Source organism: Pseudomonas sp. GV105, from assembly GCF_003058185.1.
In the GTDB taxonomy this organism is placed as follows: domain Bacteria; phylum Pseudomonadota; class Gammaproteobacteria; order Pseudomonadales; family Pseudomonadaceae; genus Aquipseudomonas; species Aquipseudomonas veronii.
Genome location: NZ_QBUF01000002.1, coordinates 300,964 through 327,385, shown reverse-complemented (window position 1 = coordinate 327,385; position 26,422 = coordinate 300,964). Strand labels below are relative to the sequence as shown.

General features: G+C 61.2%; 24 protein-coding genes. 13 read left to right on the top strand and 11 right to left on the bottom strand.

Annotated features, from left to right (window positions below):
* The first annotated feature begins 3 nt into the window (after nt 1-3).
* From C8K66_RS05215 to C8K66_RS05185, 7 genes are all read left to right on the top strand, one after another.
* On the top strand, nt 4-393 hold the full coding sequence (locus C8K66_RS05215; RefSeq protein ID WP_017849422.1) for a phage holin family protein: 390 nt from the start codon (nt 4-6) through the stop codon (nt 391-393).
* Nucleotides 390-731, top strand: coding sequence for a hypothetical protein (locus C8K66_RS05210; protein ID WP_017849421.1), 342 nt, complete (start codon nt 390-392; stop codon nt 729-731). Before C8K66_RS05215 ends, C8K66_RS05210 begins: the two co-directional genes overlap by 4 nt.
* Nucleotides 732-823: 92 nt before the next feature.
* The gene (locus C8K66_RS05205; RefSeq protein ID WP_108524405.1) at nt 824-1,987 is read left to right on the top strand and encodes an EAL domain-containing protein; all 1,164 of its coding nucleotides are present in this window, start codon (nt 824-826) and stop codon (nt 1,985-1,987) included.
* Between the two features lie 71 nt (nt 1,988-2,058).
* Nucleotides 2,059-3,390 carry a deoxyguanosinetriphosphate triphosphohydrolase gene (locus tag C8K66_RS05200; protein WP_017849419.1) on the top strand — a complete coding sequence of 444 codons (1,332 nt, stop codon included), beginning with the start codon at nt 2,059-2,061 and terminating at the stop codon, nt 3,388-3,390.
* A gap of 172 nt (nt 3,391-3,562) precedes the next feature.
* Nucleotides 3,563-3,949 carry a response regulator gene (locus tag C8K66_RS05195; protein WP_017849418.1) on the top strand — a complete coding sequence of 129 codons (387 nt, stop codon included), beginning with the start codon at nt 3,563-3,565 and terminating at the stop codon, nt 3,947-3,949.
* Nucleotides 3,950-4,204: 255 nt separating this feature from the next.
* Nucleotides 4,205-4,828 carry a response regulator transcription factor gene (locus tag C8K66_RS05190; protein ID WP_017849417.1) on the top strand — a complete coding sequence of 208 codons (624 nt, stop codon included), beginning with the start codon at nt 4,205-4,207 and terminating at the stop codon, nt 4,826-4,828.
* Between the two features lie 8 nt (nt 4,829-4,836).
* Complete coding sequence (locus C8K66_RS05185) at nt 4,837-8,472, top strand: transporter substrate-binding domain-containing protein (protein WP_082643796.1); 3,636 nt, start codon at nt 4,837-4,839, stop codon at nt 8,470-8,472.
* A gap of 39 nt (nt 8,473-8,511) precedes the next feature.
* On the opposite strand, the gene C8K66_RS05180 is transcribed toward C8K66_RS05185, so the two are convergent.
* Both C8K66_RS05180 and C8K66_RS05175 read right to left on the bottom strand, forming a co-directional pair.
* Nucleotides 8,512-8,994: a GAF domain-containing protein gene (locus C8K66_RS05180; RefSeq protein WP_017849415.1), complete on the bottom strand. Its 483-nt coding sequence runs from the start codon at nt 8,992-8,994 to the stop codon at nt 8,512-8,514.
* Nucleotides 8,991-9,881, bottom strand: a complete 891-nt coding sequence (locus C8K66_RS05175) for an ATP-binding protein (protein WP_026140337.1) — start codon at nt 9,879-9,881, stop codon at nt 8,991-8,993. Before C8K66_RS05175 ends, C8K66_RS05180 begins: the two co-directional genes overlap by 4 nt.
* A 169-nt stretch (nt 9,882-10,050) precedes the next feature.
* On the opposite strand from C8K66_RS05175, the gene C8K66_RS05170 reads away from it, so the two are divergent.
* A complete protein-coding gene (locus C8K66_RS05170; RefSeq protein ID WP_108524404.1) occupies nt 10,051-12,360 on the top strand; it encodes a response regulator in 2,310 nt (769 codons plus the stop codon).
* On the opposite strand, the gene C8K66_RS05165 is transcribed toward C8K66_RS05170, so the two are convergent.
* From C8K66_RS05165 to msrB, 3 genes are all read right to left on the bottom strand, one after another.
* A complete protein-coding gene (locus C8K66_RS05165) occupies nt 12,341-12,805 on the bottom strand; it encodes a MarR family winged helix-turn-helix transcriptional regulator (RefSeq protein WP_046384229.1) in 465 nt (154 codons plus the stop codon). The two genes, C8K66_RS05170 and C8K66_RS05165, sit on opposite strands and share 20 nt — an antisense overlap.
* Nucleotides 12,802-13,287 carry a glutathione peroxidase gene (locus C8K66_RS05160; protein WP_017849411.1) on the bottom strand — a complete coding sequence of 162 codons (486 nt, stop codon included), beginning with the start codon at nt 13,285-13,287 and terminating at the stop codon, nt 12,802-12,804. Before C8K66_RS05160 ends, C8K66_RS05165 begins: the two co-directional genes overlap by 4 nt.
* Before the next feature lie 127 nt (nt 13,288-13,414).
* Entirely contained in the window at nt 13,415-13,807 is a 393-nt protein-coding gene (msrB, locus tag C8K66_RS05155; RefSeq protein WP_108524403.1) for a peptide-methionine (R)-S-oxide reductase MsrB, read from the bottom strand.
* Nucleotides 13,808-14,009: 202 nt separating this feature from the next.
* Between msrB and C8K66_RS05150 the strand changes: the two genes are divergently transcribed.
* A complete protein-coding gene (locus C8K66_RS05150) occupies nt 14,010-15,221 on the top strand; it encodes a pyridoxal phosphate-dependent aminotransferase (protein ID WP_017849409.1) in 1,212 nt (403 codons plus the stop codon).
* A 304-nt stretch (nt 15,222-15,525) separates the two neighbouring features.
* Nucleotides 15,526-16,413, top strand: coding sequence for a protease HtpX (htpX, locus tag C8K66_RS05145; RefSeq protein ID WP_017849408.1), 888 nt, complete (start codon nt 15,526-15,528; stop codon nt 16,411-16,413).
* A 71-nt stretch (nt 16,414-16,484) separates the two neighbouring features.
* On the opposite strand, the gene C8K66_RS05140 is transcribed toward htpX, so the two are convergent.
* On the bottom strand, nt 16,485-17,141 hold the full coding sequence (locus tag C8K66_RS05140; protein WP_108524402.1) for a thiopurine S-methyltransferase: 657 nt from the start codon (nt 17,139-17,141) through the stop codon (nt 16,485-16,487).
* 102 nt (nt 17,142-17,243) lie between these two features.
* On the opposite strand from C8K66_RS05140, the gene C8K66_RS05135 reads away from it, so the two are divergent.
* On the top strand, nt 17,244-18,011 hold the full coding sequence (locus tag C8K66_RS05135; protein WP_026140336.1) for a class III extradiol ring-cleavage dioxygenase: 768 nt from the start codon (nt 17,244-17,246) through the stop codon (nt 18,009-18,011).
* Nucleotides 18,012-18,200: 189 nt separating this feature from the next.
* Here C8K66_RS05135 and C8K66_RS31180 read toward each other — a convergent pair whose 3' ends face one another.
* Together C8K66_RS31180 and C8K66_RS05125 are read right to left on the bottom strand one after the other, a co-directional pair.
* Nucleotides 18,201-19,196, bottom strand: a complete 996-nt coding sequence (locus C8K66_RS31180) for a hypothetical protein (RefSeq protein WP_256590904.1) — start codon at nt 19,194-19,196, stop codon at nt 18,201-18,203.
* A 368-nt stretch (nt 19,197-19,564) separates the two neighbouring features.
* Complete coding sequence (locus tag C8K66_RS05125; RefSeq protein WP_017849506.1) at nt 19,565-21,238, bottom strand: DEAD/DEAH box helicase; 1,674 nt, start codon at nt 21,236-21,238, stop codon at nt 19,565-19,567.
* Between the two features lie 423 nt (nt 21,239-21,661).
* Here C8K66_RS05125 and C8K66_RS05120 point away from each other — a divergent pair, with 423 nt between their 5' ends.
* Nucleotides 21,662-22,453: a crotonase/enoyl-CoA hydratase family protein gene (locus tag C8K66_RS05120; RefSeq protein ID WP_108524401.1), complete on the top strand. Its 792-nt coding sequence runs from the start codon at nt 21,662-21,664 to the stop codon at nt 22,451-22,453.
* Nucleotides 22,454-22,570: 117 nt separating this feature from the next.
* Here the strand turns inward: C8K66_RS05120 and C8K66_RS05115 are convergent, their stop codons facing one another.
* The gene (locus C8K66_RS05115) at nt 22,571-23,326 is read right to left on the bottom strand and encodes a spermidine synthase (protein WP_017849508.1); all 756 of its coding nucleotides are present in this window, start codon (nt 23,324-23,326) and stop codon (nt 22,571-22,573) included.
* A 125-nt stretch (nt 23,327-23,451) separates the two neighbouring features.
* Between C8K66_RS05115 and C8K66_RS05110 the strand changes: the two genes are divergently transcribed.
* The gene (locus tag C8K66_RS05110) at nt 23,452-24,798 is read left to right on the top strand and encodes a class II 3-deoxy-7-phosphoheptulonate synthase (RefSeq protein WP_017849509.1); all 1,347 of its coding nucleotides are present in this window, start codon (nt 23,452-23,454) and stop codon (nt 24,796-24,798) included.
* Between the two features lie 102 nt (nt 24,799-24,900).
* Here the strand turns inward: C8K66_RS05110 and C8K66_RS05105 are convergent, their stop codons facing one another.
* Nucleotides 24,901-26,124 carry a winged helix-turn-helix domain-containing protein gene (locus C8K66_RS05105; RefSeq protein WP_108524400.1) on the bottom strand — a complete coding sequence of 408 codons (1,224 nt, stop codon included), beginning with the start codon at nt 26,122-26,124 and terminating at the stop codon, nt 24,901-24,903.
* Between the two features lie 45 nt (nt 26,125-26,169).
* On the bottom strand, nt 26,170-26,376 hold the full coding sequence (locus tag C8K66_RS05100) for a DUF1127 domain-containing protein (RefSeq protein WP_164887030.1): 207 nt from the start codon (nt 26,374-26,376) through the stop codon (nt 26,170-26,172).
* Nucleotides 26,377-26,422 lie beyond the last annotated feature (46 nt).

Genomic DNA, 26,422 nt, shown 5'->3' with positions numbered 1-26,422 from the left:
CCTATGTCTATCGGCGAATCCGGCTCGTCCACGGGCCCAAGTTCAACGTCCCGACGCCTGGGCGCAGCCGTACTGGGCTTGCTGCACAGCCATGTCGAACTGTTCGGCATCGAGCTGCAGGAGCAGAAAGCGCGCACCGTCAGCCTGCTGCTGTTTGCCGGGCTGGCCCTGGTGTTTGCCCTGCTGTTGCTGGTGGGGTTGTCGACATTGGTGATGATTCTGGTGTGGGACACCGGCTACCGCCTGACCGGAATCATCTGCCTCTGCGTGTTCTATACCCTGGCCGCTGCATTCTGCGGTGTGCGCTTGAAGGCGGCGGTGTTCGATGAGTCCACGCCGTTCCACGCCACCCTCGAAGAGCTGGCCAATGACCGGGAGCGCCTGCTGCCATGAGCCTGACTGAAATCCCACCCACCAACTCGCGCCGGGAAATGCGCAAGGCATTGATCCGCCTGCGCATGGAAATGCACCGCCAGGAAATCCGCCACGAGTCCCAGCAACTGATGGCGCCCCTGAATAAGGTGCGCAACATGGGCCAACACTGGCAGGACAGCCTGGGCATCAAGCATGCGCCGCTGTGGGGCGTGGCCGCAGTGACGCTGATCGGCTTCTTTACCGGCAAGGGCGCCAAGGGCGGCAGTCTCAGCAGCCTGACCCGCCTGGTGCGGCTGGGCGCCGGTTTGATCCCACTGATCAAATTAGCCATGCAGGGCGCCTCACGCAAAGGTTGAGGCCTGCTGGCTGCATTCTTGCAAACAGAATCGGCCCGGCCCTCGTCAACGAGGGCCGGGCACTTTGTTGCCAACGTTTTTAAGGAGGCCCCGTGATCGACGGGCAACCGCTCGCCTGCTTCCAACCCTTCATCGACACCGCCACCGGGCGCATCGCCGGCGTCGAGGCTCTCGGCCGCCTGCGCCAGGCTGACGGTCGCCTGCTGTCGGTCGGCCCGTTGTTCGCCGACCCGCGCACCTCAGGCGTGGCCTTGCGGCGCCTGGACCGGCAGATCCGCGACAACGCCTTGAGCCGTCTGCACGAGGCACCGCAGGACTGGTTTCTGAGCCTGAATATCTCACCGCGCTGGATCAATCGCCTGCGCGCCGGCCAGGCCCTGCCCAGTTTGCAACAGGTGCAGGCCCACGGCGTCGATCCACAGCGCATCGTGTTCGAGATCACTGAGCTGGGCGGCGATATCCAGCGCCTGGCCGACGTGGTGGCGCGCTATCGCGAGGCCGGCGCGCGCATCGCCATCGATGACTTCGGCGCCGGCTATTCGCAGCTCGACCGCGTGCTGGCGTTGCAGCCGGACATTCTCAAGCTGGACATGCGCCTGTTTCAGGAGGCCGCCAAAGGGGGCCCCAGCAGTGAAGTGGTGCGGGCACTGGCGCAAATGGCGGAAAAAACCGGCTGCTGGATCATTGCCGAAGGGGTGGAGACCGAGGCGCAGTTGAGTTTTGCGCTGGAATGCGGCTCGCGGTATGTGCAGGGTTATCTGTTTGCCCAGGCGCAACTGGACTGGTTCGCCACCGATGCTTTCGTGCCGCGCTTCGCCCAACTGCGTGGCGCCTACGTGCAGAAAAAACTCGCCGAACGCGGACGCATCATGCAATTGCGCCAACAACTGGCCGAACTGATGAAAATCCTCCAGACCTGGGCCCAGGGCCAGGCGCCGCTGAGCCATTTGCCGCAATTGCCGGATTATCCCTGGCTGCTGCGGTTCTACCAGTGCGACCGGCATGGCACCCAACTGACCCCCAATTTCGAATGGCGCCAGGACGCCTGGCAAGCCGACAGCCGCTACCTCGGCCACAATTGGTCGTGGCGCCCGTATTTTTATCATCTGCTGGCCGAAGGCTGGGACGAGCGCCGCTTGACGCTGTCTTCGACCTACCGCGATGCCACCACCAACCAGTATTGCCTGACCGCCGGACAATTCTTCGATAACGGTCAGCGCTTGCTGTTAATCGATATCGACGCGGTCGGCCTGTAGATTTTCGCTTGCCCCGCCCACCCGGAACCGGGAAGCTGGGCGAGTCATTCACCGCACGGAGAGTACCCGCCTTGGATTGGCCCACCCTGCTGACTCGCGAACGTCTTGGAAAGCCCCTGCACAGCCCGGAAGAATTGGGCCGTAGCCCGTTTCACAAAGACCATGACCGCATCATTTTCTCCGGCGCGTTCCGCCGCCTGGGGCGCAAGACTCAAGTCCACCCGGTGTCGAGCAACGACCATATCCACACCCGTCTGACCCACTCCCTGGAAGTCAGCTGCGTCGGCCGCTCCCTCGGCATGCGCGTGGGCGAAACCCTGCGCAGCGCCCTGCCCGAGTGGTGCGACCCGAGCGACCTGGGCATGGTGGTGCAATCGGCCTGCCTGGCCCACGACATCGGCAACCCGCCCTTCGGACACTCCGGCGAAGACGCCATCCGCCATTGGTTCCAGCAGGCCGCCGGGCGCGGCTGGCTGGACGACATGAGCGTGGCCGAGCGCAATGACTTCCTCAATTTCGAAGGCAACGCCCAGGGCTTCAGGGTGCTGACCCAGCTGGAATACCACCAGTTCGACGGCGGCACGCGGCTGACCTACGCGACCTTGGGCACCTACCTGAAATACCCGTGGACCGCCCGCCATGCCGACTCCCTGGGCTACAAGAAACACAAGTTCGGCTGCTACCAGAGCGAATTGCCGATCCTTGAGCAGATCGCCCACAAGCTCGGCCTGCCGCAACTGGAAGAACAACGCTGGGCGCGCCATCCGCTGGTGTACTTGATGGAGGCCGCGGACGACATCTGCTACGCGCTGATCGACCTGGAAGACGGCTTGGAAATGGACTTGCTGCAATATGCCGAAGTCGAGTCGCTGCTGCTCGACCTGGTCGGCGACGACCTGCCGCAAACCTACCGGCAACTGGGCGCCCAGGATTCACGGCGGCGCAAACTGGCGATCCTGCGCGGCAAAGCCATCGAACACCTGACCAACGCCGCCGCACGCGCTTTCGTCGAACAACAGGACGCCTTGCTCGCCGGCACCTTGCACGGTGATCTGGTCGAGCATATGCACGGCCCCGCCAAACGCTGCGTGCTGGATGCCAAGGACATGGCGCGCAAGAAAATCTTCCAGGACAAGCGCAAGACCCTGCATGAAATCGGCGCCTACACCACCCTGGAAATCCTCCTCAACGCCTTCTGCGGGGCGGCGCTTGAACAGCACGGCGGGCGCACGCCGTCGTTCAAGAACCGGCGCATCCTCGACTTGCTGGGCAACAGTGCCCCCGACCCGGCCTGGTCGCTGCACGCCTCGTTCCTGCGGATGATCGATTTCATCGCCGGCATGACCGACAGCTACGCCACCGAGATGGCGCGGGAAATGACCGGGCGTTCCAGCCCGCAATAGATGACTGATCCAGCTGCCTGTTGCCTGAACAGAATCTACCTACGAAGGGAACAGAGCGGCCTGATCGAATCAGTACAAACACCCGATGAATAATCACGCACGCTCTTAAAGGGCATAGGGCGCCTTCCTACGCCCCGCCCAATCGCCGCTTGACTCACCGTGTGCCCTTCCTATGTTCAAGAATTGCCTTCGCATCCTGTTGGTGGAGGATCACCCCTTTCAGCTCCTGGCAACCCAGTGCCTGCTCAACAGCTTCGGCTTCGAGCACCTGACCCTGGCGGAAAACGCCGAACAGGCGATCCGCTTGATGACCCAGTCCGAACGGCCCTTCGACCTCATGCTGTGCGACCAATGCCTGCCAGATCTGCCCGGGCTTGAGTTAGTCGAAATCGCCGGTCGGCGGGGGTTTATCGCAGGGGCGATCCTGCTGAGCGGCCTGCCCCTGCCCGAACTGGCGAATCTGAAGACTCAAGCCTTACAACGTAACTTGCCGTTACTTGGCTATTTATCAAAACCGTTAAATCGGGACGAACTAATGACGCTGATAAGCCCGCTGTAAATGTAGGAATTTAAACATCTCCACATAGGAAAAACTCACCACAATAACCGCTTAACCGGTGGGCCAAGGCCCGAACCCGCATCGCCGACCGAATTCTGAAACAGACGTCCACAAAGCCTTGATAGATCGTAAGGCAATACCTTTTTTAATGTAGGAATATTCCTGTTCTGTATCTACGCCCCCTCACCTCCATGCTCCCGCCTCGCCTTCTGAGCTAATGTGCCCGCTTTATTTGCACTTGCATGGAATGTGATTATGAACACAGTTTTCATCATTGATGACCATCCTGTTATCAGGCTGGCGATTCGTATGTTGTTGGAACACGAAGGCTATAAAGTCGTCGGCGAAACGGATAACGGTTGTGATGCAATACAAATGGTTCGCGAATGCCTTCCAGACCTGATCATTCTGGATATCAGTATTCCAAAACTTGATGGCCTCGAAGTGCTGTGCCGATTTAACGCAATGAATACTTCGATGAAAACCCTGATTCTGACGGCCCAATGCCCAACCCTGTTCGCCACCCGCTGCATGCGCTCGGGCGCCGATGGCTATGTGTGCAAAGAGGGCGACCTGAGTGAACTGCTGAGTGCCATCCGCGCTGTATTATCCGGCTACAACTACTTCCCCAGCCAGGCATTGAACGCCTGCGGCCCGGACAGTAATTCCCAGGAACTGGAACTGTTCAAGGCAGTGAATGATCGCGAATTAATGGTCTTGCAACTTTTTGCACAAGGTCGCACCAACAAGGAAATTGCCAAAGGTATGTTTCTCAGTAACAAAACCGTCAGCACCTACAAAAAGAGGCTTATGCAAAAACTCAAAGCCAAGTCCTTGGTAGAACTTATCGAGTTGGCAAAACGAAACGCGCTAGTGTGAGAAAGCGGATGCCCAGGCGTATAAAGGACTATCTGATCATATTGAGCGCAGGCGTGTGCTTGAGCACCTCTGTGCTCGCTGCTCAAACGGAACCGGAACACTTCACCTTATTGAGCCGCGCAGGCGCCGTTCAACTGGACACTCAACTGGACAAGACGCAACGCCAGTGGCTGCAGAACAAACGCGAACTGGTGCTCGGCGCGGCAGCTCCCGATTACCCGCCCTTCGACCTCACGGCCAGCGGACGCGACTATGAGGGGCTCACGGCCGATTACGCCGGGCTGTTGGCCAAGGCGCTGGCGCTCCCCGTCCGAGTGCTGCGCTACCCCAACCGGGAAGCCTCCATCCAGGCGCTTGAAGCCGGTGAAATCGACCTGCTGGGCTCGTCCAATGGCTTTGAGGCCACCAACCCGCTGCTCACCCTTTCAGCACCGTATGCCGTGGACCAGCCAGTGCTGGTGACACGCGAGGGCGAAACCCGCAGCCTCAGTGAGGGCCTGGCCGGGCTGCGCCTGAGCCTGGTCTATCACTACCTGCCGCTGGGCGAAGTCGAGAAGCTGTATCCCGAGGCGATCATCCACACCTACCCTTCTTATCAGAACGCCCTGAATGCGGTGGCATTCGACCAGGCGGATGTGTTTCTCGGCGACACCATTTCCACCCATTACATGATCAACAAGGGCTACCTGAAAAATATCCGCATGGCCAACTTCGGCAAGCACGAAGCCTATGGTTTCAGCTTTGCCGTGCGCCAGGACCAGCACACCCTCTTGAGCATCCTCAACGCGGTGCTGGCGGCGGTGCCGACCAATGAGCAGGAGAGCATTGCCAAACGCTGGAGTGCAGGCAGCGACATCCTGCTCACCGCGCAAAAACTGCAGCTGACGCAACGCGAAGAACGCTGGCTGAAGACGCACCCGGTGGTCCGGGTAATCGCCAACGAAACCTTCGCGCCATTGACCTTCTTCGATGCCGACGGCAACTTCCGCGGCATCACCGCCGACCTCCTGGAGCTGATCCGCCTGCGCACCGGGTTGCGCTTCGAGATCCTGCGCGCACGCGATGTCAACGCGATGATCGAGCAAATCGATACCGGCAAAGCCGACCTCATCGGCGCCATCATTCCCAGCACGGAACGGGAAGCTCAACTGAACTTCAGTCGTCCCTATCTGGAAAACTCCTACGTATTGCTCACGCGCAAGGAACCCAACGCCCCATCGAATCTTGAACAGATGGCAGGCAAGCGCCTGGCGATCACCCAAGGCAACCCTCTGGAAAGCCTTCTGCGCAAGGATTTCCCGCACATTCGCCTGGTGGAAACCAGTGATACCTTCAAGGCCTCGGAACTCCTGGCCCAGGGGCATGTGGAAGGCGCGGTGAACTCGTTGGTGGTCGCCAACTATTTCCTGTCCTCCCAAGTGTTTCAGGACAAACTGCAGATCAGCGGCAGCATCGGCACCCTCCCCGCAGTCTTTGCGCTGGCCACGTCACGGGGTGCCACCGAGTTGAGCGCGATCCTCGACAAGGCGCTGCTGAGCATCGCCCCCGATGAGCTCGGGGTGATCAACAGCCGTTGGCGAGGCTACGCCGCCGCCTCCGACAGCTACTGGCGCAACTACCACCACCTGATTGCCCAGATCATCCTCGTCACCGGCCTGCTGCTGCTGATTTCCCTGACCTGGAACGCCTACATGCGCCGGGAGATCAAGCACCGCAAGATGGCCGAACGGGCCCTCAACGACCAGTTCGAATTCATGCGCGCACTGGTCAACGAAACGCCGCACCCGATCTATGTCCGCGACCGCAACGGCCTGTTGCAGACCTGCAACGACAGCTACCTGCAGGTGTTCGACGTCAAGCGCGAAGAGGTCATCGGCAAAAGTGTGATGCAGATGAGCACGGCCCAGGCAACCGAAGCGGCTCAGTATCACGCCGACTATCTGCGCGTGGTCGCCGAGGGCAACCCGCTGATCCTTGATCGCACCCTGCTCATCAATGGCAAAAAACTGACGATCTACCACTGGATACTGCCCTACCGCGACTCCACCGGCGAAGTCCAGGGCATCATCGGCGGCTGGATCGACATCAGCGAACGACGCCAGCTGTTCGATGAGCTGCGCGCCGCCAAGGAACGTGCCGACGAAGCCAACCGTGCCAAGAGCACCTTTCTGGCAACCATGAGCCACGAAATCCGCACCCCGATGAACGCGGTGATCGGCATGCTCGAACTGACCCTCAAGCGCGCCGACCAGGGGCATCTCGACCGCCCGGCGATCGAAGTCGCCTACCACTCGGCCAAGGACCTGCTGGAGCTGATCGGCGATATTCTGGACATCGCGCGGATCGAATCCGGCCGCCTGAGCCTGGCACCGGAGCGTGTGAACCTGCGGGAAGTGATCGAGTCGGTGGTGCGGGTGTTCGACGGCCTGGCACGCCAGAAAACCCTGAGTTTGCTGCTGGAGTTCAAGCCCGAACTCGATGACACCGACGTGCTGATCGACCCGCTGCGCTTCAAGCAGGTGCTGTCCAACCTGGTGAGCAATGCGATCAAGTTCACCGAGCGCGGGCAGGTAAAGATCAAGGTGCAGGTGCAAGCCACCGAATTGGCACAGCAGGTCGAAATGAAGCTGGTGGTCGAAGACACGGGGATCGGCATCAGCCGCGACGACCAGTTGCGCCTGTTCGAACCCTTTGCCCAGGCCGACAATTCCGGGCAATTGGCCCGCAGCGGCGCGGGCCTGGGGCTGGTGATCTGCCGCAGCCTGTGCGCGATGATGGGCGGGCAACTGAGCCTGAGCAGCGTGCCCATGGTCGGCACCCAGGTGCATGTCAGCCTGAAGATGAACTGCCTGCAGCCCATCCAGGCCGCGGATGAACCCCTGCCGGCTGCGCCCGCACCGGCGCCGGTGCTCAACGTGCTGGTGGTGGATGATCATCCGGCGAATCGCCTGCTGATGTGCCAGCAACTGGGTTACCTGGGCCACCAGTTCACCGCAGCCCAACATGGCGCCGCCGGGTTCCAGGCCTGGCGCCAGGCACACTTCGACCTGGTGATCGCCGACTGCAACATGCCCATCATGAATGGCTATGAGTTAAGCCGCTCGATCCGTGAGTATGAGCAGCGGGAGCAACTGACACCCTGCGTGGTCCTGGGGTTTACCGCCAACGCCCAGCCCGAAGAGAAGCTGCGCTGCGCCGAAGCCGGGATGAACGACTGCCTGTTCAAACCGATCAGCCTCACGGCGCTGGAACGGCAACTGGCACAGATCGCGCCGCAGCCGTCCGGCCCGCGACTCGACCTCAGCCACCTGGATGCGCTAACGGGCGGCGATCCGCAACTGACTCGGCGGCTGCTTGAGGAACTGCTGAGCAGCAGTTGTCACGATCGCCAGATATTGGTCACGTTGTGGGCCCAGCAGGCTTCACCGCAGGACATCATCGAGCAGGCCCACAAGATCAAGGGCGCTGCGCGTATCGTCCAGGCCAGTGTACTGGCGGCGCAATGCGAAGCGCTGGAGCAGGCCTGCGCCCGCGGCGATGATCGGGCGGTGATCGAAACCGGTATCAAGACCCTGGAAAAGTGCATGCTGGAACTGGAGCGCCTGCTGCACATGCAACTCAACGGCCTGGGCTCTCCAGGGTAGGCAGGAGCGCGCCGCACGGCCCGCCCCCGCAACGGTCGGTCAGCAGTCGGTCAGGCGCAGGAAAATCGCCGCCAACTGCTCGATACCAACCTGGTCTTGCGCGGTAAACCGGGCCAGCGACGGGCTGTCGAGGTCGAGGACGCCAATCAGTCGGCCATCCTTGACCAGCGGCACCACCAGTTCACTGTTCGACGCGCTGTCACAGGCGATATGCCCCGGGAACGCATGCACATCTTCCACCCGCTGGGTCTGGCGCGACGCGGCCGCTGCACCGCACACGCCACGCCCGAACGGAATGCGTACACACGCGATCTGCCCCTGGAACGGCCCCAACACCAACTCTTCGTGACGGTTGAGGTAGAAACCGGCCCAGTTCAAGTCATCCAACTGATTGAACAAAAACGCAGAGAACTGCGCGCTGTTGGCGATGAAATCGCGCTCATCGGCCAGCAGCGACTCCAACTGCGCACACAACATGGCATAGCCATCCAGACCGCTGCCGGCCTGCTGCAAATCGATCATGGTTGACGCTCCAGCAATTTGAGGCCCACCCAGTAACGGGCGAATTGATACGCGCAACGGCCGTTGCGGTTGCCACGCCCGGTGGCCCAGCGCACGGCGAGGATATCGAGGTCTTCATCACGCTGCCACTGCAGGCCGGCCTTGCGCGCCAGCTCGCCGATCCAGTGTTCCACCACGTTCAGGAAATGTTCCTGGGTGAATGGGTAGAACGACAGCCACAGGCCAAAACGGTCGGACAAGGCGATCTTGTCTTCCACCGCCTCACTCGGGTGCAGCTCGCCATCCACGCGTTTCCAGTTATCGTTGTCGCTCTGGTTTTCCGGCACCAGGTGACGACGGTTGGACGTGGCATACAGCAGCACGTTTTCCGGCGCCTGTTCCAAGGAACCGTCCAGCACGCTCTTGAGCACGCGGTAATCGCCTTCACCGGCCTCGAACGACAGGTCATCGCAGAACAGAATGAAACGCTGCGGCAGCTTGAGCAGTTGTTCGACCACACGCGGCAGGTCGGCGAGGTGATCGCGTTCGATTTCGATCAAGCGCAAACCGGCGCTGGCGTGCTGGGCGAGCAAGGCGCGCACCATCGACGATTTCCCCGTGCCGCGCGAGCCCCACAGCAGCGCATGGTTGGCGGGCAGGCCGTCGAGGAACTGTTGGGTGTTGCGCGCCAATGTTTCACGCTGCTTGTCCACACCGATCAAGTCGGACAGACGCATGTCCAGGCTGACCTCCAGCGGCAGCAGGAAGCCGCTGCGACCCTCACGCTGCCAACGGGCCGCAAGGCATTGGTTCCAGTCGATGGTTTGGCGCGGGGCTGGCAACAAGGGTTCCAGGCGCGCGAGTACGGCATCGGCACGCTCAAGAAAGGCATTCAATCGAGAATCCACGACTATTCCTCTGGCAAGTTCTTGTAAAAGATGGCGTATTGGCAACCCTGCGGCCGAGCGCTCCGGGCTGCACCTCTAAAACTGACGATTCGTGCCGGGCAAGCCTGAACCTGTGGATGTTCAGCTATGCTTGCCGGGCGAAGGGAAACGTGAAGTGGTTCAACACTCGATGGATATCAAGTTCGCCCACCGCTTGTCTTATAAACAAGCCAGATTGACTGTGCTGGTCGGTTTCGTCTTGGGAACCTTGCTCAGCCTGATCCAGATCGGCATTGATTATGCCAGCGAAGACGCATCCATCAACCGTGAAATTCGTTCGCTGATTGAAATCAGCCATAACCCGGCGTCGCGCATCGCCTACAACATCGACGCCGAGCTGGCCCAGGAGCTGACCCTCGGCCTGTTGCACTCCCCCGCCATCATTCAGGCGCGGTTGACCGACAACAACGGCGTGGTACTGGCCGACGTCGGACGGCCGCGCAAAGAAAGCCCCTACCGGCCCGTCAGCGATTTCCTGTTCGGCGCCAACCGCCAGTTTGAAGACCGGCTGTTCCTCAGCCATATGCCCAATGAATCCCTTGGCGTGCTGCGCCTCGACGTAGACACCTACGCCTTTGGCAGCCGCTTCCTGCACCGTGCCGAGGTCACCCTGATCAACGGGTTTGTGCGCAGCCTGCTGCTGACCGGGATCCTGCTGGGCCTGTTCTATGTGATGCTGACCCAACCGCTGGTACGCATCATTCGCGAGCTGAGCACGCGCAGGCAGACACGCCTGGATTGCCCGCCGGGGCACGAGCACGATGAAATCGGCGTGCTGGTCAACATGGCCAACCAGCAATTCGACACCCTGGAAACCGAGATCCAGCAGCGCCGTCACGCCGAGGACCGCCTCACCGAGTACCTGGGGCAACTGGAAAACATCGTCTCGGCGCGCACGCTGGAGCTCAAGGCCAGCAACCAGCGCTTGAGCCAGTCCAACGATGAGTTGGAAGCAGCAAAAATGAACGCGCTGGGCATGGCTCAGGCGCGGGCGGCGTTCCTGGCCAATATGAGTCACGAAATCCGCACGCCGCTCAATGGGTTGCTGGGCATGATCGCGCTGTCGCTGGACAGCCCGCTCAACGCCGAGCAGCGCCAGCAACTGTCGATCGCCCATGATTCCGGCAAGGTGCTGGTGGAACTGCTCAACGATATCCTCGACCTGTCCAAGTTCGACGCGGGCCAGTTGGAGCTGGAGCGCATCCCGTTCGACCTCGGCGCGCTGGTGGAAGACACCGCCAACCTGTTATCGCAGAACGCCGCGCCGAGTGTCGAACTGACGTGCCTGATCGACCCGAAGTTCCCGGCGCAGGTGCTCGGCGACCCGACACGTGTGCGGCAGATCGTCAGTAACCTGCTGTCCAACGCCTTGAAGTTCACGCGCTTCGGCCGCGTGGATGTGCGCCTCAGCGCCCAGGATGGCCGAGTAAAAATCGAAGTGTGCGACACCGGGATCGGCATCGCCCAGGACGCGCAGGTGAAGATCTTCCAGCCGTTCACCCAGGCTGGCGCGGGCATCACCCGCCAGTTTGGCGGCACCGGCCTGGGCCTGGCGCTGACCCATAACCTGTGCGAGGCGATGCACGGTCGGCTGAGCATCAGTTCGGAAGTCGGCTTCGGCAGCCAGTTCTGCGCCGACCTGCCGCTGCCCGCCCATTTGCCTGCGCCCCGGCTCGCGCCGCTGACGGGCGAAGTCATTGCAATCACCAGTGCCGACAGCGGCCTGGCGGAGCTGCTCAGCACCCTGTTACCTCACTGGGGGCTGACAGTGCATTGCTATTCTATCGATGAGGACTTGAACGGAAAAAAACCCGACTTGTTGATCACGGACTGCCCGGAGTGCCTGTTTCGCCTGCGCCCGGCCATCACGGCACCGATCCTGCTGGTGACCGCCTATGGCAATTTCATGCCCAGTGAGGAAGTCGCGGCCCTGGCGCCGTTGCAGCAACAGGCGCGCCCTTTGAGCCGCAACGCGCTGTACCAGATCCTGCAACGTAATCTGCGCAGCGACGCGCACTTGATCCTCGACCCGATCGCACTCGATGCCACGCCCCTGGTCCACCGGGCACGCATCCTGCTGGTGGAGGACAACCCGGTCAATCAACTGGTGGCCAAGGGCATGCTCAGCAAGTTGGGCTGCGAAGTGATCGTCGCCGCCCATGGTGGCGAAGCGCTCAGGTTCCTCGAAGAACAGCACTTCGACATGGTGCTGATGGACTGCAACATGCCGGTGATGGATGGCTACGAGGCCAGTCGGCAGATTCGTCGCAGCGGGCGCTGGCCGGACCTGCCCATTGTCGCCCTGACCGCCAACGCGCTGTCGGAAGAACGCGAGCGTTGCCGGGCGGCGGGGATGAATGACTACCTGGCCAAGCCGTTTCGCCGCGAAGAACTCAATGCGCTGCTGGACCTGTGGGTGCCTAAGACGACAAGTCTCTGATCTGCGCGAGCAATTGGTCCAACCCCTCGCGCAAGGCATCGGCCTGGTTGAGGTCGACACCGCTGTCGCACAGCAAGCGGGTTTTCAATTGATGGGCCTGACCGCGCAACTGCACCCCGGCGTGGCTCAGGCTCAAATGCACTTCGCGTTCATCCTGCGCGCTGCGCTGGCGCCTCACCAACCCAAGCTGCTCCAGACGCTTGAGCAGCGGCGTCAGCGTGCCCGAATCGAGCATCAAGCGCTCGCCCAGGGCCTTGACCGTGGGCTGGGGCGGCGTCGCGTGGTGCCATTCCCACAACACCAGCATCACCACGTATTGCGGGTAGGTCAGGCCCAACTGGTCAAGCATCGGTTTATAGGCGCGGGTCACCGCGCGCGATGCGGCGTAGAGCTTGAAACACAACTGGTTGTCCAGCGCCAGGGACACGGTGGGCAGGTCGGTCATTTGAGCAGGGCTTCGATCTCTTGAGTCAACTCCTGGGGCTTGGTGGTTGGCGCAAAGCGCTTGACCACCTGGCCGTCGCGACCGATGAGGAACTTGGTGAAATTCCACTTGATGCCCTTGGAACCCAGCAGGCCCGGCGCGCGTTTTTTCAACTGCACGAACAGCGGGTGGGCAGCGCCACCATTGACGTCGATCTTCTTGAACAACGGGAAGCTGACGCCGAAATTCAGCTCGCAGAACTCGGCAATCGCGCCTTCGTTGCCCGGTTCCTGCTTGCCGAACTGGTTGCACGGAAACCCCAGCACCACCAGGCCCTGGTCCTTGTACTGCTGCCAGAGTTGCTCCAGGCCCTTGTACTGCGGGGTGAAGCCGCATTTGCTGGCAGTGTTGACCACAAGAATGGCCTTGCCGGCAAAATCGGCCAAGGTCTTTTGCTCACCCTTGATGGTGGTGCAAGGGATGCTCAGCAGGTTGTCGCTCATGGCAATGCCTCGGATCAGGAGAAAGAAGGCAAAACATAGCGAGCAATTCAATTGCGTGCAATTGAATTGATCAAACTGATAGCCCGGTATACATCGCCCCCGCGCAAGACGCAGGGGCGACTCAGGCTCAGCGCGGCACGAGGTCCAGGCACACCGAGTTGATGCAATAGCGCAGGCCGGTCGGCGGCGGGCCATCCGGGAACACATGCCCCAGGTGCGCGTCGCACTTGGCGCAGGTGACTTCGGTGCGGATCATGCCGTGGCTGACATCGCGGATCTCGATCATCGCGCTGTCGGCGATCGGTGCGTAGAAGCTGGGCCAGCCGCAGCCGGAATCGAACTTGGTGGAAGAGTCGAACAGTGGCTCATTGCAGCAGATGCAGTGATACACGCCGTCGGTCTTGGTGGCATTGTACTTGCCGGAAAACGGCCGTTCGGTGCCCTTCAGGCGGCACACGTTGTATTGCTCCGGATCGAGCATCGCTTTCCATTCTTCAATGGTTTTCTGCAGCTTTTCCATCAGTACACCTCGGCAACTGAAAAACCCTGATCTGTGTCTTTTCCAGGGATCAGGCGGCACGTATGATTGCGCCTCTTCAACCCGGCAGTCTGGCACCCGCGTTAGCGGCATTCAAACGTATTTATGGGTGCGACCAACGCAGGATTCTCAGCACGGTAGGCTTCGCACCGTCTGGATCGTTCATTTTCAGGATCACATCGCCATGCAGGTCAGCAAATCGAACAAGCTCGCCAACGTCTGCTACGACATTCGCGGCCCGGTGCTCAAGCACGCCAAGCGCCTGGAAGAGGAAGGCCATCGCATCCTCAAGCTGAACATTGGCAACCCGGCGCCCTTTGGTTTCGAAGCGCCGGACGAAATCCTCCAGGACGTGATCCGCAACCTGCCCACCGCCCAGGGCTACAGCGACTCCAAAGGCCTGTTCAGTGCGCGCAAGGCGGTGATGCAGTATTACCAGCAGAAGCAGGTCGAAGGTGTCGGCATCGAGGACATCTACCTGGGCAACGGCGTGTCCGAACTGATCGTGATGTCGATGCAGGCCTTGCTCAACAATAGCGACGAAGTGCTGGTGCCGGCGCCGGACTACCCGCTGTGGACCGCCGCGGTGACCCTGGCCGGTGGCCGCCCGGTACACTACCTGTGCGACGAAGGCGCCGACTGGTTCCCGGACCTGGCCGACATCAAGGCCAAGATCACCCCGAACACCAAGGCGCTGGTCATCATCAACCCGAACAACCCGACCGGCGCCGTGTACTCGCGGGAAGTGCTGCTGGGCATGCTCGAGCTGGCGCGCCAGCACAACCTGGTGGTGTTCTCCGACGAGATCTACGACAAGATCCTCTACGACGACGCCGTCCACATCTGCACCGCCTCCCTCGCGCCGGACCTGCTGTGCCTGACCTTCAACGGCTTGTCCAAGTCCTACCGCGTGGCGGGTTTCCGCTCCGGCTGGGTCGCCATCTCCGGGCCCAAGCACAACGCCCAGAGCTACATTGAAGGCATCGACATGCTGGCCAATATGCGCCTGTGTGCCAACGTACCGAGCCAGCACGCGATCCAGACTGCGCTGGGCGGCTACCAGAGCATCAACGATCTGCTGCTGCCTCAGGGCCGCCTGTTGGAGCAACGCAACCGCACCTGGGAATTGCTCAACGACATTCCCGGCGTCAGTTGCGTGAAGCCGATGGGCGCGCTGTACGCCTTCCCACGCATCGACCCGAAAGTCTGCCCGATCCTCAACGACGAGAAGTTCGTGCTCGACCTGCTGCTGTCGGAAAAGCTCCTGGTGGTGCAAGGCACCGCGTTCAACTGGCCGTGGCCGGATCACTTCCGCGTGGTGACCTTGCCGCGTGTGGATGACCTGGACATGGCCATCGGTCGCATCGGCAACTTCCTCAAGTCCTATCGCCAGTAACGACTATGACGCTGTACGACCGGGATCTGGTCGTACAGCGAGTATCTGGCAACACTTCTCTGCCCATTGCCCCGCTCCGCACTGCGTTTGCCCCTCTCCCAGCGCGTGCCCCTTATAATCAAAGGGCCGCGAGGCAACAGGAGGCTGATCAAGCGGGGCAATACAGGTGGGAAATTCCCTTCAAGACTCTACATTCAGGCTGTAGGACACAGTTTGAAATAGTCGCTCGGTTGAATCACCCCATGTCGCACCTTATATACCCCGCAGTACGCGACATATTTAGCATGAGGAGAACTCTACAACCATGATGCGCATCCTGCTGTTCTTGGCCACCAACCTGGCGGTCGTGCTGATTGCCAGCATCACCCTGAGCCTTTTCGGCTTCAACGGGTTCATGGCGGCCAACGGGGTTGATCTGAACCTCAATCAGCTGCTGATCTTCTGTGCGGTCTTTGGTTTTGCCGGCTCGCTGTTCTCGCTGTTCATCTCCAAGTGGATGGCGAAGATGAGCACCAGCACCCAGGTCATCACTCAGCCACGCACCCGGCATGAGCAATGGTTGCTGCAGACCGTCGAACAGTTGTCCCGCGAGGCCGGTATCAAGATGCCGGAGGTCGGGATCTTCCCGGCCTATGAAGCCAACGCCTTTGCCACCGGCTGGAACAAGAACGACGCGCTCGTTGCGGTGAGCCAGGGCATGCTGGAGCGCTTCTCCTATGATGAAGTCAAGGCGGTGCTGGCCCACGAGATCGGCCACGTGGCGAACGGTGACATGGTCACCCTGGCGCTGGTCCAGGGCGTGGTGAACACCTTCGTGATGTTCTTCGCGCGAATCATCGGCAACTTCGTCGACAAGGTGATCTTCAAGAACGAAGAAGGCCGCGGCATTGCCTACTACGTGGCAACCATCTTCGCTGAACTGGTGCTGGGCTTCCTGGCCAGCGCGATCGTGATGTGGTTCTCGCGCAAACGGGAATTTCGCGCGGACGAAGCCGGTGCCCGCCTGGCTGGCACCGGGGCGATGATTGCAGCCTTGCAGCACCTGCGCTCCGAACAGGGCCTGCCGGTGCATATGCCGGACAGCCTGACCGCCTTTGGCATCAACGGCGGCATCAAGCAGGGCCTGGCGCGCATGTTCATGAGCCACCCGCCGCTGGAAGAGCGGATTGACGCACTGCGTCGTCGCGGCTGACCGCTTGGCGGCGACACGGAAAGGGGCGATCTGATCGCCCCTTTTTTGTGGGCGCCTTACCCGCCCAGGACTCAGCGCTTCGTGAGTCGATAGACTCGCTCTTCCAGCCGGGTTACGCCGTCCTGAACGAACTTCCAGCTCTCACCCAAAACGTCCTGCTCCTCAAGCACTTCGAGGGCCCAGTGCGCCCCCAGCAGCGCCTTCACCTCATCATCGGTCACCGCAAACGGTGGGCCGGCCTTTTGCGTCTGGTCGTAGTCGAGGGTAATCAGCAACCCCTTGCAACCCGGCCCCAGAAGCGTATTGAGGTGCTCGGTGTAGCGCGCCCGCATCAGCGGCGGCAAGGCGATCAACGCCGCGCGATCATAAAGCGCCGTGCAATCGAGCAGCGCCTGCGCGTCCAGCGCGAAGAAATCACCGCACCACACCTCGATCACATCCGCCTGGTACACCTTGAACACGCCACGTTGGCTGATATGCGGTGTCAGCCCCTGCTCACTGAAGAATGCCTCAACCGCCTGCTCCGACAGCTCTACCCCGAGCACGCGACAGCCTTGACCGGCCAGCCACACCAGATCCAGGCTTTTGCCACACAAGGGCACCAGCACCTTTGCCCCCTGCGCGACCACCAACTGCGGCCAGTGCCGTTGCAGATAGGGGTTGACCTCGGGCAAGTGAAAACCGATCTGATTACGTGCCCAGCGCTCCCGCCAAAACTGAGAATCCATACATCACCCTAAAAATTCGATCAAAAGGCGCTAAAACTTATATTAGATTTAGATCATTGATCTGATTGAAGATGGGGCATGTTAACCCTGAGGGCCCTTCTTATGCTCCCCACTCTGTTTATCTCCCATGGTTCGCCCATGCTCGCCCTGCAACCCGGTGCCAGCGGCCCGGCCCTGCAGCGCCTGGCGGCTGAACTACCACGGCCGAAGGCGATTGTGGTGGTGTCGGCGCACTGGGAAAGCCAGGAATTGCTGGTCAGCGGCAACGCCGCACCGGAAACCTGGCATGACTTCGGCGGCTTTCCGGCCGAGTTGTTTGCCGTGCAATACCCGGCGCCGGGCGACCCGCAATTGGCGCGCGAGATTGTCGAGTTGCTGCACGCCGACGGCTTGAATGCGCGCATCGATGAGCGCCGTCCCTTCGACCACGGCGCCTGGGTGCCGCTGTCGCTGATGTACCCGGCCGCGGATATCCCGGTGGTGCAGGTGTCCTTGCCCAGCCGTATGGGCCCTGCCCTGCAGACCCGGGTCGGACACGCCCTCGCCAGCCTGCGCGAACAAGGCGTGTTGCTGATCGGCTCCGGCAGCATCACCCACAACCTCGGCGAACTGGATTGGCACGCCGGGTCCGAAAGCATCGAGCCGTGGGCGCGGGCGTTTCGTGACTGGATGGTGGACAAGCTTGCCGCCAACGACGAAGCCGCGCTGCACGATTATCGCCGCCAGGCGCCCAACGCCGTGCGCAGCCATCCCAGTGATGAACATTTACTGCCGCTCTACTTTGCGCGGGGTGCCGGCGGCGACTTCAGCGTGGCGCACCAAGGCTTCACCATGGGCGCGCTGGGCATGGACATCTACCGCTTCGGCTGACGCACATCCCGATGCGCGGGCAAACCCAGATTGAGGGCCGCCCACAAAGCGAGCGCGGCCCAAGAAGAAAACCCGGAAATCCTCACCTGCGTGGGCCTTCCGGGTTTTTGCATCGCCAACCTTTTCAAGGGGCGCAACTCCAACAGGCGTAGCGTTGAAACGCTTACTCAGGCTCTATCAACAGCGCCTTCAGGCTTTCTTCGCATAACCTGCGCCCTGAAAAGAGAATTGTATTTCCTTACCTTTACCCGCTTCGCTGATCACCCGCTGCAGTCCCACCATCGAGTTCTTGTACCGGCCATAGAGCCCATCACTCTTGATTTCACCCACCCTGACATTGCCCTTATCGTCTGTAGTAAAGGGGGCGGAGAAACTACCGCGAGTAGGTGCGATCTGCGAACTTCGGTCTATTTTCGCGCCGTAATGTTCGACGAAGCCTCTGTCTCTGCCAGCCAAGGCAAACTTCTGATCGACATAAATATCTTTGACATGCTGCTTGGGGCCCGGCATGTCGGAATCGGTAACGTCCTGAATAAACCCCCTCAACTTATGGGCATCCTCAGGATCTCGTTCTACCGTGAGGTTATATTTATTCCCAAATTTAAAATCTACCAAGGTGCTGTTACTGGCGCCTTTTCCCCCATCAAACTCGGGGCGGCCTTGTGGCGCCTTGAAATGCTCACCGTTTCCAGAAAACACAATCAGCGCCTTGCCATCCCCGCGCGGCTGCATCCCAATATAGCCACGGCCAAGAGGCCGACCTTGCGCATCATTGACGCCAAACTGCATCGCATAATAAATCCCTGCGTCCTTGCTTCCTTTTCGTTGAAGGCCTTCGTCGATACTCATTGGAAACGTAATGTTACTCAACCCAGCGCCAGGCGCGGACAGCGAGTAACTCAGGCCATACAACCCATTAGGCGATGTGGCTACCTTCTTGATTTCCAGTTTCGGATCGCTGACTTTATTAAGCGTTGACGTCGTGGTCGCAGACGCTACAGGCATGGATCGCGTATTTCTTCTTGAACGAGCGGCCGCGGCATCCGAAGCGAGTACGCGCTCGGTCCATGGCAAACCGTGCTCGCGTGCTGGCTCTCGCGCCTGATTAACAGGCGGTTGGCTGGGAGGATAAGTCGCAGGCTCAGGCATTGTTTGTGGAAACAACTGTGAATTATTAATACGCATAACAGCCACAGCTCCTTTCTGGAAAAATCAATCAATAGCCGTCAAGCCCGGCGCCTATCCCTCGACACGGTCACAAGCGAACCTTTCCAACTTGAACAACTGACGAGAGCAGATTGAGAGCGTTTTTTACCCTTGAGCGATGCAACTCAGGTTTATCCGCCCCCCGTCACTTGATAGTAAAAACTTTACGCAAAGCCGGTTGCCAGAAAGGCCGCTCAGAAACTCAGACTTTTCCTAAACCCAATAAGATCAGCAGCTGACCGTTATGGCCGACCACCCCACGACGATCCGCGCCAATTGCCGGGCAAAAAAAATCCCCGAACCAGTCGGGGATTTTTTTAGGTGCGATCAATCAGCCCAGGGGCGGATCAATCTTCGCGGTAGCGACGCAGCTTGAGCTGCTTACCGGCAACGCGTGTGTCTTTCAGCTTGGTCAGCAGTTTTTCCAGACCGTCTTCCGGCAGCTCCACCAGGGAGAAGCTGTCACGGACCTGGATGCGACCGATGGCTTCACGTGCCAGGCCACCCTCGTTGAGGATAGCGCCCAGCAGGTTCTTGGCCGCGATACCATCACGCGCGCCCAGCGCGGTACGGCAGCGAGCACGACCTTCAGCCAATGGCACCGGAGCGCGACGCTCACGATCACCACGCTCAGGACGGTCGCCGGAACGCTCTGGACGATCACCGCGTGGCGCGTTGTTCGGTACCAGTGGGCGTTCTTTCTCGATGGCTGCCAGGGTCAAGGCCTGAGCGTTGGTGGCTTTGCGCAGCAGGGCTGCAGCCAGGGCACGCGGGGTGCAACCGATATCGGCGGTCAGGCGGTCCAGCAGGTCGCCGTGGGTCGATTCAGCGTCAGCCACCAGTGGCGACAGGCTGTTGGTCAGTTTCTTGATGCGTGCATCGAGAACGGCCTGGGCATCCGGCAGGCGGACTTCGGCAACCTTCTGACCGGTCACACGCTCGATCACTTGCAGCATGCGGCGCTCACGCGGCGTCACCAGCAGCAGTGCGCGACCTTCGCGACCCGCACGGCCGGTACGGCCGATACGGTGAACGTAGGACTCTGGATCGTAAGGCATGTCAACGTTGAACACGTGGGTGATACGTGGAACGTCGAGGCCACGAGCAGCTACGTCGGTCGCTACAACGATGTCCAGACGGCCATCCTTGAGGGAGTCGATCACGCGCTCACGTTGGTTCTGGGCGATGTCACCGTTCAGCGCAGCGGCTTTGTAGCCTTTGGCTTCGAGGGCACTGGCCAGGTCCAGGGTCGCTTGCTTGGTACGCACGAACATGATCAGCGCGTCGAAGTCTTCGACTTCCAGCAGGCTCAATACAGCCGAGGTCTTCTGGTCAGCGTGAACCAACAGGTGAGCCTGTTCGATCGCGGTAACGGTCTGAGTCTTGGTCTGGATCTTCACGTGTTGCGGATCGCGCAGGTGGCGTTCGGCAATGGCACGGATCGACTGCGGCAGGGTGGCCGAGAACAGCACGGTCTGACGGGTCGGTGGCAGTGCCTTGAAGATGACTTCCAGGTCATCCATGAAGCCCAGCTTCAACATTTCGTCAGCTTCGTCCAGAACCAGGTGGTTCACGGTCGACAGGACTTTCTCGTCACGACGCAGGTGGTCGCACAGACGACCCGGAGTGGCGACAACGATCTGTGCGCCATTACGGATAGCCTTGAGTTGCGGGCCCATCGGCGCGCCGCCGTAGACGGCCACAACGGTTACGCCTGGCATTTGCTTGGCGTAGGTTTCAAAAGCGGTTGCTACTTGCAGCGCCAACTCACGAGTTGGCGCCAGGATCAGGGCTTGCGGTTCGCGCTTGGCAGGATCGATGCAGTGCAGGATAGGCAGGGCGAACGCGGCGGTTTTACCGGTACCGGTTTGCGCCTGGCCAATCATGTCGTGGCCGGCCATGATGATCGGGATCGATTGCTGCTGAATCGCCGAAGGTTCTTCGTAGCCAGTCGCAATGACGGCAGCAAGAATGTTCGGGTTAAGATTAAAAGCGGCGAAGCCGCCGGTTTCCTGGGTCATGGGTCTGCCTCTAAGTGCATCCGCAAAGACCCATGCTCCAAAGCTGCGCATGCCGTGTTGAGACTCAAGAGTCGCCCTGGCTGCTTTGTCGGCGGGGATTTGCGAAAACGAATGAATGAAAAAGATTCGTCAAGGAAGAGTCCGCTGTGCGGACGTGCAGCCGAAGCTGACTTCGGGGAATTGCGCTACCTAAACGCGGCCCGGTTAAAGGCCGGCGCGCACTATACCGGAAATAGCTGAAAAAGGGAGCTTTTTTTATCGCAAAGCACCGATAAACCGCACTGCGTCACCGCCTTTGCGCAGATGGGCTCCAGGGTCTATTTTTCAAGTGCCCGGCCCTGTTGGCTGAAACGCTTAAACGGTTCACCCGCACACTCGGCCCCTTTGGTCCGAAACCCCTTACTGCACCCGAGGGCACACCCGATGAATCAAGCCAGCAGCAGCCTCGTCAGCCGTGAACTCCTGGGTCATGTCCTGTTGTTGGGCCTGGATCGGGTCGCCAAGCGCAATGCCTTTGACCTGGATCTGCTCAACGCACTGAGCCTGGCCTATGGCGAATTTGATCGAAACGACGATGCGCGGGTGGCCGTGGTGTTCGCCCACGGCGACCACTTCACCGCCGGGCTGGACCTGGCCAACGTCAGCGCAGTGATGGCCGGAGGCTGGCAACCGCCACAGGGGGGCTGCGATCCCTGGGGCGTGTTCGCCGGCCCTCGGGTCGGCAAACCGGTGATCGTCGCCGCTCAGGGCTACTGCCTGACCCTTGGCATCGAGTTGATGCTGGCGGCGGATATCAATCTCTGCGCGAGCAACACTCGCTTCGCGCAGATGGAAGTACAACGTGGGATCTTTCCATTTGGTGGTGCGACGTTGCGCTTTCATCAAATAGCAGGCTGGGGCAACGCCATGCGCTGGCTGCTCACCGGCGATGAGTTCGATGCCCACGAAGCCCTGCGCCTGGGGTTGGTGCAGGAAGTGATGGCCAGCGAAGACCTGCTGCCGCGCGCCATCGAACTGGCCAGCCGCATCGCGCGCCAGGCGCCCCTCGGCGTGCAAGCCACGTTGATGTCGGCCCGCCTGGCGCGCTTGGAGGGCGAAGCTGTCGCGGCCGCCGCGTTACCGCCGCTGGTCGCGCAATTGTTCAACAGTGAAGACGCCAAGGAAGGCGTGCGCGCCATGCTCGAGAAGCGCCCGGGGGAATTCAGGGGAATTTGAGCTGGCCGTGCCGCAGTCATCGCGAACAAGCCCGCGCCCACATCGACCGCATTCCTTCAGGATGTGCTCGGTCAAATGTGGGAGTGGGCTTGCCCGCGATGACGCCCGTTCAGACAACTAGGTTGCCGGCCGAATCGCCTTGATCAATGGCTGCAACGAATAGCCCAATCGCGGTGCCAGCGCTTCGGCGCGGGCCGAGAGCGCCGCAGCGTCCAGCGCCTGATCCAGCTCCGAAGGCACCAGCAGGATCACATTGCCCTCCTTCACCGGCAGCTCCCAATAATGCCGGTGATACAACCCGCGCAGCAGGGCCGCACCCAACGGCTTGCCGTCGTCGGTGGCCCACTGGTTGATCACCAGCCAACCGCCCGGGTTGAGTTTCTTCTGGCAGTTTTCCAGGAAGGTCCAGGCCAGGTGCCCGACGCCGGGGCCGACATCGGTGTACAGGTCGACGAAGATCAAGTCGGCCGTTTCGGCGGTTTCGAGCAGTTCCAGGGCGTCGCCAATGCGGATGTACAGGCGCGGATCGTCGTCCAGCCCCAGGAACTCAATGGCCAGGCGCGGCACCTCGGGGCGCAGCTCGATGGCTTCGACATCCTCCAGCGGCAGGAACTTGAGGCACGCCTGGGTCAGCGTGCCGGCGCCCAGGCCGAGGAACAACGCGCTTTCCGGCTGCTCGTGGCACAACGCACCGATCAGCATCGCACGGGTGTAGTCGTACTCCAGCCAGCTCGGGTCGGCGGTGAACACGCAGCTTTGCTCGATGGCGTCGCCAAACTCGAGAAAACGGTAATCGGCCACTTCGAGCACGCGGATCATGCCGAAGTCATCATGGACCTCGGCCAGCAGGCGCTCGACACGCTCCTCGCTCATCTACAACTCCTAACGGGTTCACCCCAGGGCAAAGGCGCGATTGTCGGCCAACCGGCGGCAACAGGTCACGCACTAATTGCTGATAACATTGGCGCCCGACCGTCAATCACCCTATCGAGTCCACGATGAGCCAACCCTGGAGCCCCGACAGCTGGCGCGCCCTGCCGATCCAGCAACAACCCCAGTACCCGGACGCTGCACACCTGTTACAGGTGGAGCAGAGCCTGGCCAGCTACCCGCCGCTGGTATTTGCCGGGGAGGCCCGCGAGTTGCGCCGCCAGTTTGCCGAGGTGACCCAGGGTCGCGCCTTCCTGCTGCAAGGCGGCGACTGCGCCGAGAGTTTTGCCGAGTTCTCCGCCGCAAAAATCCGCGACACCTTCAAGGTGCTGCTGCAGATGGCTATCGTGATGACCTTCGCCGCCGGCTGCCCGGTGGTGAAAGTCGGGCGCATGGCCGGCCAGTTCGCCAAGCCGCGCTCGTCCAACGATGAAACCATCGATGGCGTCACCTTGCCGGCCTACCGTGGCGATATCGTCAACGGCATCGGCTTCGACGAAAAAAGCCGTGTGCCGGACCCCGACCGCCTGCTGCAGTCCTACCACCAGTCCACCGCCACCCTTAACCTGCTGCGCGCGTTCGCCCAGGGCGGGTTTGCCGACCTGCACCAGGTACACAAGTGGAACCTGGACTTCATCGCCAACTCCGCACTGGCCGAGAAGTACAGCCAGTTGGCGAACCGTATCGACGAAACCCTGGCCTTCATGCGCGCCTGCGGCATGGACAGCTCGCCGCAACTGCGCGAAACCAGCTTCTTCACCGCCCACGAAGCGCTGCTGCTCAACTACGAACAAGCCTTCGTGCGCCGCGACAGCCTGACCAACGACTACTACGACTGCTCAGCCCACATGCTGTGGATCGGCGATCGCACCCGTCAGTTGGACGGCGCCCACGTCGAGTTCCTGCGCGGGGTACACAACCCGATCGGGGTCAAGGTCGGCCCGAGCATGAACCCTGACGACCTGATCCGCCTGATCGACATCCTCAACCCGGACAACGACCCCGGCCGCTTGAACCTGATCGCGCGCATGGGCGCCAACAAGGTCGGCGACCACCTGCCGGCGCTGCTTCGCGCCGTGCAGCGTGAGGGCAAACAGGTGCTGTGGAGCTCCGACCCGATGCACGGCAACACGATCAAGGCCAGCAGCGGCTACAAGACCCGCGACTTTGCGCAGATCCTCGGCGAGGTGAAGGAATTCTTCCAGGTACACGAGGCCGAAGGCACCTATGCCGGCGGGATTCATATCGAGATGACCGGGCAGAACGTCACCGAATGCATCGGCGGCGCGCGGCCGATCACCGAAGATGGCTTGTCGGACCGCTACCACACCCACTGCGACCCGCGGATGAATGCCGATCAGTCGCTGGAGCTGGCGTTCCTGATCGCAGAGACGTTGAAGCAAGTAAAACGGTGACCCCATTCGGTAGGCGCGAGCTTGTTCGCGAAAAACCTGAGAATGCCGCGGGGTGTCGGTTTCCCGCGTCATCGTTAACGTTTCTCGCGAGCAAGCTCGGGCCTACCGTGATGTGAGCATCGCCGCCCTTAATCGGTCGGCACTCGGCCGTGGGCAATTGAGCTGCACCTGTTCGAGCCCCAGCCACTCGGCCATTTGCCGCAAGTTCAGCGCCAGCGCGCACATCCCCTCCTCGTCCAGCCCCGGCGTTTCTTCATGCACCGCATGCACGGCCAGGCGGCCGTGGGCGCGTTCGGCACGCAGGTCGACGCGCGCGGCGATCCGCTCGTTGTGCAGAAACGGCAGCACGTAGTAGCCGTACACCCGCTTGTCCTGCGGCGTGTAAATCTCCAGCCGATAACGGAAATCGAACAGCCGCTCGGTGCGGCTGCGCTCCCAGATCAGCGAATCGAACGGCGACAACAGTGCGCTGGCCGGCACCTTGCGCGGCACTTTCGGCTCCGGCAGGCAGTAGGCCGGCTGCTTCCAGCCCTGCACGCGGCACATCAGCAATTGGCCGTCCTCGACCAGTTCGGCCAAACGGCTGCGAGTGTCGGCGGGGTCCAGGCGGAAGTAATCGCGCAGGTCTTTTTCGCTGCCCACACCCAGCGCAGTCGCACTGTGCAGCAGCAAACCGCGCTGAGCCTCGGCCTCGCTCAACGGGGCCTGGTGCAGCCGGTCGCCGGGAATGACGCGCTCGGGCAAATCGTAGAGCCGCTCGAACCCGCGCCGACCGGCAACCGTGACCAGGCCAGCGGCGAACAGCCATTCCAGCGCGTGCTTTTCATCGCTCCAGTCCCACCACGGGCCGGCGCGCTCGGCGCGGGTCGACAGACTGCCTGCACCCAGGGCGCCCTGTTGTTCGACAGTGTTCAACACGCGCTGGATGATGGCCTGCTGCTCGCGACCAAAACGCGCCATCTGCGCGTAGATCCCCTGCCCTTGTCTTGCCCGCTCCATGCGCCAGCGCATCAAGGGGTACAGCGCCATTGGCAACAACGAGGCCTCATGCCCCCAATACTCGAACAACGAACGCTGTCGGCCCTGGCTCCAGGCCGCCTGCTCAAGCAGTGACGGGGCGTACTGCCCCAGGCGGGAAAACAACGGCAGGTAATGGGAGCGCACCACGGCATTGACCGAATCGATCTGCAGCACGCCCAGGCGGTCGATCAAGCGGTTGAGGTGTGTGGCCTTGATCAACGCAGGCGCCTGGCGCCCGGAAAAGCCCTGGGCGGCCAGTGCCATGCGGCGCGCTTGCTTGAGGGAAAACGACAGGTCGGCGGGCATGAGCATCTCCGTATGAACGTGCCGACCACCCTACTGCATCCTCGGTCATTTTCGCAGTGGGTCTTCCCAGAAATGCCGATGGGCTTCGTGCTCCACATCAGCGCGGCTCAGCCCGATATCCTTGAGCGCCGCATCGCTCAGCGTGGCCACTAACCGACGCTCGTACCGCAATACCTGCCACCGCGCAATCGCTTGGAACAGCCCGGAAAGCGGCCGCTTCGTCCATCCTGCACAACCTGTTTGACCTTTCATCTTCTCGCCCTCCCTTGGGGATGACGCGAGTGTGTGCCGGCAGCTA